The organism is Amycolatopsis sp. WAC 04197 (assembly GCF_003947475.1).
In the GTDB taxonomy this organism is placed as follows: Bacteria; Actinomycetota; Actinomycetes; order Mycobacteriales; family Pseudonocardiaceae; genus Amycolatopsis; species Amycolatopsis japonica.
In genome coordinates this window covers 78,434-84,660 of the sequence record NZ_QHJK01000019.1, presented here as the reverse complement: position 1 = coordinate 84,660, position 6,227 = coordinate 78,434, and the positions used below count along the sequence as shown (strand labels likewise).

Sequence of the window (6,227 nt, the reverse complement as noted above, 5' to 3'; positions counted from 1 at the left end):
ACCCTCAACCGAGCAGTACGCTACCAACCACTCAACAACAAACTGTCCGACAAGTCCTGAAACACATCTGTCCGTGAGGTCCTGAAACAGCACAGAGGGTTAGAACGACCATTGCCACTCACGACCCCAGGGCAACACTGCACAAAGTACTCAAATCGGACGCCTTGGTCTCGAAAGATGTCCTTTTTGGACAGCATGAGGGTCTCGGCGACGCGCTCGCTCGACCACCTGTACCGACGCCCACCCGCGCTAACTCCGACACGTTGTCAGACTTACCCGCCTCCACTACCTTTGACACCATGTCAAAGTTCAGGTCGGATCTCGTCACCGGCGTCGCGATCCTGTCGACGGGACTGCTCGCGGGGGCGTTCGGCTACGGCGCGGTCAACGTCGCCGCCACGTTCGACGTCGTCCCGCTCGACGTGCGGTTGACCTTCCACACGGCGCTGATGCAGCGGAACGGCGTCGTCATGCAGACCGCGATGGCGCTCGCGGCGATCAGCTCCCTCGCGCTCGCCCTGCTGAGCCGAGGGCGGCCCCGGTGGCTGGCCGGTGTGGCCGCAGCCCTAGTCGTGACCTCGTTCCTGGTCACCCGCTTCGGCAACGTCCCGATCAACGGCCGGATCAAGGTCTGGGCGGTCACCACGGCACCCGCCGACCACGCGGCGATCCTCGACCGCTGGGAGACCTACAACGCCACCCGGACCGTCGCGGCCCTCGCCGCTTTCGCGCTCGTCATCGTCGTCTCACGGCTCAAGCTCCCAGCCCCTGCCTTAGCCCAGACGCGCTAGCCCGTCGAAAGGCCAGTCCGCGCGGCGCTGTCACGTATTCGCCAGATTCGAAACCCTCTCCCACACTGCGATCATGGTTCGATGGTCGACGATTCGCACCCTCCGGAGAAGCCCAGAGCCCGGCCTACCTCACTCTCCAACGGAAAACACCGGACCTTGTCGAATCGCACCATCGCCCTGTGCGCCGGACTTCTACTCGCCTTCTCCATCACAGCCTGCTGGGTGCTGTTCGTTCTCTACGGAAAGGGAACCGACGCCGACAAAGCCCGCCTGGAGGGTGTGCGCACCGTCGGCACCATCGTGCTCGGCGCGGGCGGCGCCATCGCACTGCTCCTGGCCGCCCGGCGCCAGCAGACCGCGGAGCAGGACCTTCTCACCAAACGTCATGACCTTCAACTACGCGAGCGGGCCAATGACGATGCTCGCCACGATGCCGCGGAGCGGCGGATCAGCGACCTGTACCTGAAGGCGGTCGAGCAACTGGGATCGGACAAAGCACCCGTCCGGCTGGCCGGGTTGTACGCTCTGGATCGCCTGGCGCAGGACAATCCCTCACAGCGTCAGATGATCGTCAATGTGATCAGCGCCTATCTACGCATGCCCTACGAACTACCCGACAAGCCTCCCGAGACTGGCGCCGAGAAGGAAGTCCACGACGAATACCGAAGTGACATTCAAGAACGTGAGGTACGAACGACGGCCCAGCGCATCCTTGCCGACCATCTCGACCCGAACTACCAGGATGGGAAGAGGTTCTGGCCGGACATCGACCTGGATCTCAGCGGCGCGCTGCTGATCGACGTCATGTTCCGCGACTGCAGGCTCAACAACGCCCGCTTTTCGAACGCCCGGTTCTGCGGCGACACTTTGCTGATAGGCATCCACTTCGACGGGGAAACCAGGTTCGACGGCGTCACGTTCACTGGTGACTCATGGTTCTCGGACGCACGGTTCACCGGCAACGTCCGGTTCGATCAGGCGACCTTCGAGGCCATGGCCAGATTCGATGCGGCCACTTTCAAAGGAACCGCCACCTTTCGCGCCGCCTCGTTCTTGCGCGAGGCACGGTTCACGAACACGACGTTCACCGGCAGCGTGGTGTTCAGCAAAGCCACCTTTGTCGACAGCGCGACCTTCGATGACGCCACGTTCTTCGAAGACGCCTACCTGCCCGGTGTGACGTTCGCACACCGGTCCTACTTCACCGAAGCCGCGTTCGCGGGTGACGCCTGGTTCAACCAAGTGACCTTCAGCAGCTACACCACGTTCGACGGCGCAACGTTCAGCGGTGACATCAGGTTCACCGACTCCACCTTGGACGGTGTTCCCTTTCTTCCCGCACAACTTCAACCACACAAGCCGTTCGAAGACGAGTGACCTGTCAGCTCGCAGCCTGATCGGCGAGGTCGTTCGCCGCGACGTACCCGAAGGTCATCGCCGGCCCGATCGTCGACCCCGCGCCCGCGTAACTGTTGCCCATCACCGCCGCGCTCGCGTTCCCGGCGGCGTACAGCCCGGGGATGACCGAACCGTCCGCCCGCAGCACCCGCGCCCGCGCGTCGGTGCGCATGCCGCCCTTGGTACCGAGGTCGCCCGGCACGATCTTGAACGCGTAGAAGGGCGGTTCCCAGAGCGGGGCGAGGCACGAGTTCGGCAAGACGTACGGATCGGTGTAGTAATGGTCGTAAGCGCTGTCACCCCGATGAAAGTCACTGTCCACACCGGACAGCGCCTGCCCGTCGAACCGGTTGACGGTGGCGCGCAGCGCCTGCGACGGCACGCCGATCGCGGTGCCGAGGGACTCCACGGTCCATGCCTTCTTGACCGCGCCCGCCGAGTACCACTCGTCGGGAAGCGGCAGCAGCGGCGCGACGTCGCGGAAGAGATACCGGTTGCGGTAGTGCTGATCGACGATCAACCATGCGGGAATGGTGGGCGACGTCGGGTTCCGGTCGTACATCGTGTGCACGACGTCGCTGTACGGCGCCGCTTCGTTGACGAACCGCTTGCCCGCCGCGTCCACCATCAATCCGCCGGGGAGGGTCCGTTCGGCGAGACAGAAGTACGGTTCGCCGGGTAGCGGGATCGCCGGCCCCCACCAAGCGTCGTCCATCAGGTCCAGTGCCGCCCCGGCGCGTTTTCCGGCCAGGATCCCGTCGCCGGTGTTCGACCGCGTGCCGACAGTCCATTGTGTACCGATCGGCTGGCGCTGGTACTCGGCCCGCATGGCGGCGTTGTGCTCGAACCCGCCGGAGCCGACGATGACACCTCGCCGCGCCTTCACCACACCCGCCGCGACGGTCACGCCGGTGACCTTCCCGTTCTCGATGACGAGATCGGTCAGCGGCGTGTTCAGCCAGACCGGGACACCGGCGCGCTGCAACCCGGCCCGCAGTCCCGCGGCCAGCGATTGCCCCATGGTGAGCGGTTTCTGCCCGGCGAGCGCGGCGGCCGTGCCGCGGGCGAGGCAGGCGGCCGCCACCGCGGCGCCCTTCGGGTTGACCGCGGCCAGCGCGAGCCATTTGTAGTCCGCGCTGAAGACGACCATCCCCGCGGGCGTGGCGAGATAGGGCGGGTTCAGGTTGGCCAGTTCGGGGCCGAGGATGTTCCCGTCCAGCTGGTCGGGTTCGATCGAGCGGCCGTCCGGCATCCCGCCGGGCAGTTCCGGGTAGTAGTCGCTGTAGCCCTCCATCCACCGGAACCGCAGCGGGCTGTTGGCCATCACGAAGGACAGCATCGCCGGACCATTGGCGAGGAACGCTTCCTGCCGCGAGACGGGGATCGACGGACCGACCACGGCGGACAGATACCGCGCGGCCTGCTCCGGCGTGTCGCGAACGCCGGCCTGCGCCAGTACCGGGTTGCACGGGATCCAGATCCCCGCTCCCGACCGGGCGGCCGAACCGCCGAATTTCGCCGCCTTCTCCAGCACCACGCAGCTGAGCCCCCGCTTGGCCGCCGTCAACGCGGCGGTCATCCCCGCCGCGCCCGCGCCGACCACGACGACGTCGTACTCGCCGACCACCGCCGAGCCCGCCGATGCCGTCCCCGCCAACGGCAATCCCGAAGCGAGCGCGAGCCCGGTGCCGCGCAGGACCTGACGACGGGACAGGCGGAGATCGGGACCCATGAATCCTCCTCGCGTGGGGGATCGAGCGAGGTCATGTTCTCCAGCCGGCGGCAAAAGTGAAACAAGTTCTACCCGCTTGGAGCAGGCGGCGACCGCCGCGCTCGGCCGGTCACCTCAACCGGCGCGGGCATTCAGCCCAGCGCCCGGACCAGGTCCAGCGCGCGCCCCAGGGTGGTGAGCCGGTCGGCGACCGTCTCGCCCGCCGGATACAGCCGGACCGTGCCGACGCCGGCGTCCCGCCAGACCCGCAGGCGTCGCGCCACCATCGGTTCGGTGCCGATCAGCGTCGTGCCGAGCACCATCTCGTCGGTCACCAGCGCGGCCGCGCCTTCCCGGTCACCCGTCTGCCAGCGCTCCCGCACCGCCGCGGCGGCCTCGGCCCAGCCTTGCCTGCTGTAGGCGTTGTTGTAGAAGTTCGTCTTCGCCGAGCCCATCCCGCCGAGACTGAACGCGAGTTCGGCCTTGCGGCTCGCGACCATCCCGCGCAGCTCGTCCTCATCCCTGGCGAACGCGACTTCGGCGCCTTGGCAGACTTCGAGGTCCGCCCGCGTCCGGCCCGCCTTGGCGAGACCGGCGTCGAGAGGCGAGAAGTAGGCCTGCGCCCCTTCCGGCACGAAACTGGTCCCCAGCCAGCCGTCCGCGATCTCCCCGGTCAGCTCCAGCAGCTTCGGCGAAAGCGTGGCCAGATGGATCGGGATGTCCGGATTCGGCGCCGTCGACAGCCGCATCGGCCTGCTCTCGCCCGGCAGCGGGATCTCGAACTCCTTGCCGGAGAACGCGATCTTCTCTCCGGCGAACGCCTGGCGGATGATCGCGACCGTTTCCCGCATCCGGGTCAGCGGCCGGGCAAACGGAACGCCGTGGAGCCCCTCGATCACCTGCGGCCCCGAAGCGCCGAGCCCGAGCACGAACCGGCCCTCGGACAGCTCCGAAAGCGTCAACGCGGCCTGCGCGATCGCCACCGGGGTCCGGGTACCGAGCTGGATGATGCCCGAGCCGAGCCGGATCCGCTCCGTCCGCGCCGCGAGGTAGCCGAGCACGGACGGCGCGTCCGATCCCCACGCCTCGGCGACCCAGCAGTCGTCGAGGCCGAGCTTTTCCGCCTCCAGCACGAAATCCAGCGTCTCCCGCGGGCCACGGGAAGCCTCGACCGTGGTCGCCGTCCGCATCACGCGCCGCCCGCCTCGGCCCGCTCCTTGATCGCGGCGAGGGCCCCGGTCATCGCCTTCTCGAACTCGCGCAGCCGGACGAAGACGATCTTCTCCTCTTTGTCCGGCATCTGGTCGATGGCCAGGGAGAGACCCGACCGGCCCGGCCCCAGCTGCATCCATTGCCGGAGTTTCGTCCCGCCGTTCTCGGGTTCCAGCGTGAAGCGCCACAGCGCCGTGGGCGTCTCGGCGTCGTGCACGGCCCAGGTGAACACGCGCGGCTCGTCGCATTCGACGACGTGCGACGTGGTCTCCCATTCCCCGAGCGCGTCGTGCTTGCTGCGGCCGACGAACCGCCTGCCGACCGCGGCCGCGCCTTCCTCGCCGTCACACCATTCCGCGGCCTGGAGCTCCTGGCTCATCTCGGGCATCAGGCGTACGTCGGAGACGATCGACCAGACCCGTTCCGGGGCGGCGTCGACCCACGCCTCGACCTCGACCGTCGGCTTGTCGGCGTACTTGGCGCCCGTCCACTCCATCGTGGCCCGCCTCCCATGCTCGTGACCTCGATAGTTGCGTAGATGGACTTACGTTGTCAAGCCTCCTGCGCGGCGAAGCGGCGCACCACGTCGGGTCGGTCCGCGAGCTTCGGCGGGTACCCGGGGCCGAGCCGGGCCCGGGTGTTCTCCCCGGTCAACGGCCCGGCGCAGTGCGCGCAGACGACCTCCGCGTGCGTGTCCTGCCCGCAGGTCTCGTGATGCAGGGTGACGGGCGGCCCGGCCTCCCCGGAGAGCCAGCGGTCGCCCCAGCGCGACATCGCGGCGAGCACACCGTAGAAATCCGTGCCCTTCTCGGTCAGGACGTAGTCGTAACGGACCGGGTCGGCCTGGTAGGCACGCTTTTCCAGCAATCCCTCCCCGACCAGGCGGCGCAGCCGGTCGGCCAGGGTGTTCCGCGCGATGCCGAGCTCCTGCTGGAACTCGTCGAACCGGCGGATCCCGTAGAACGCCTCGCGCAGGACCAGCGGCGTCCACCAGTCACCGAGCAGGTCCATGGTGCGCGCGATCGAACACGGCCATTGCGCGAACGAAGTCCGTTTCATACCCGCGAGCCTACGCCCGGTGAAATTGATCCGGTCATTCCTCCACCTATTCCCCG

At 67.6% G+C, this 6,227-nt stretch carries 6 protein-coding genes; 2 read left to right on the top strand and 4 right to left on the bottom strand.

Annotated features, from left to right (window positions below; genetic code table 11):
* Positions 1-299: 299 nt before the first annotated feature.
* Positions 300-791 carry a DUF1772 domain-containing protein gene (locus tag DMC64_RS42465; protein WP_125738214.1) on the top strand — a complete coding sequence of 164 codons (492 nt, stop codon included), beginning with the start codon at positions 300-302 and terminating at the stop codon, positions 789-791.
* An 81-nt stretch (positions 792-872) separates the two neighbouring features.
* Positions 873-2,168, top strand: coding sequence for a pentapeptide repeat-containing protein (locus tag DMC64_RS42460; RefSeq protein WP_233630005.1), 1,296 nt, complete (start codon positions 873-875; stop codon positions 2,166-2,168).
* A 4-nt stretch (positions 2,169-2,172) separates the two neighbouring features.
* On the opposite strand, the gene kstD is transcribed toward DMC64_RS42460, so the two are convergent.
* From kstD to DMC64_RS42440, 4 genes are all read right to left on the bottom strand, one after another.
* Positions 2,173-3,921 (bottom strand): 3-oxosteroid 1-dehydrogenase, encoded by a 1,749-nt coding sequence (gene kstD, locus DMC64_RS42455; RefSeq protein WP_125738213.1) that lies wholly within the window; start codon positions 3,919-3,921, stop codon positions 2,173-2,175.
* 131 nt (positions 3,922-4,052) lie between these two features.
* Positions 4,053-5,090 carry an LLM class flavin-dependent oxidoreductase gene (locus DMC64_RS42450; protein WP_125738212.1) on the bottom strand — a complete coding sequence of 346 codons (1,038 nt, stop codon included), beginning with the start codon at positions 5,088-5,090 and terminating at the stop codon, positions 4,053-4,055.
* Positions 5,090-5,608, bottom strand: coding sequence for an SRPBCC family protein (locus tag DMC64_RS42445; RefSeq protein WP_125738211.1), 519 nt, complete (start codon positions 5,606-5,608; stop codon positions 5,090-5,092). The genes DMC64_RS42450 and DMC64_RS42445 overlap by 1 nt, the downstream gene beginning before the upstream one ends.
* 56 nt (positions 5,609-5,664) lie before the next feature.
* Positions 5,665-6,171, bottom strand: coding sequence for a helix-turn-helix domain-containing protein (locus DMC64_RS42440; RefSeq protein ID WP_125738210.1), 507 nt, complete (start codon positions 6,169-6,171; stop codon positions 5,665-5,667).
* Positions 6,172-6,227 lie beyond the last annotated feature (56 nt).

Excerpts from the sequence above, each read along its gene's own strand:
- DMC64_RS42440 (WP_125738210.1), bottom strand. The coding sequence starts at position 6,171 with ATGAAACGGACTTCGTTCGCGCAATGGCCGTGTTCGATCGCGCGCACC.
- DMC64_RS42450 (WP_125738212.1), bottom strand. The coding sequence starts at position 5,090 with ATGCGGACGGCGACCACGGTCGAGGCTTCCCGTGGCCCGCGGGAGACG.
- kstD (WP_125738213.1), bottom strand. The coding sequence starts at position 3,921 with ATGGGTCCCGATCTCCGCCTGTCCCGTCGTCAGGTCCTGCGCGGCACC.
- DMC64_RS42460 (WP_233630005.1), top strand. The coding sequence starts at position 873 with ATGGTCGACGATTCGCACCCTCCGGAGAAGCCCAGAGCCCGGCCTACC.
- DMC64_RS42445 (WP_125738211.1), bottom strand. The coding sequence starts at position 5,608 with ATGGAGTGGACGGGCGCCAAGTACGCCGACAAGCCGACGGTCGAGGTC.
- DMC64_RS42465 (WP_125738214.1), top strand. The coding sequence starts at position 300 with ATGTCAAAGTTCAGGTCGGATCTCGTCACCGGCGTCGCGATCCTGTCG.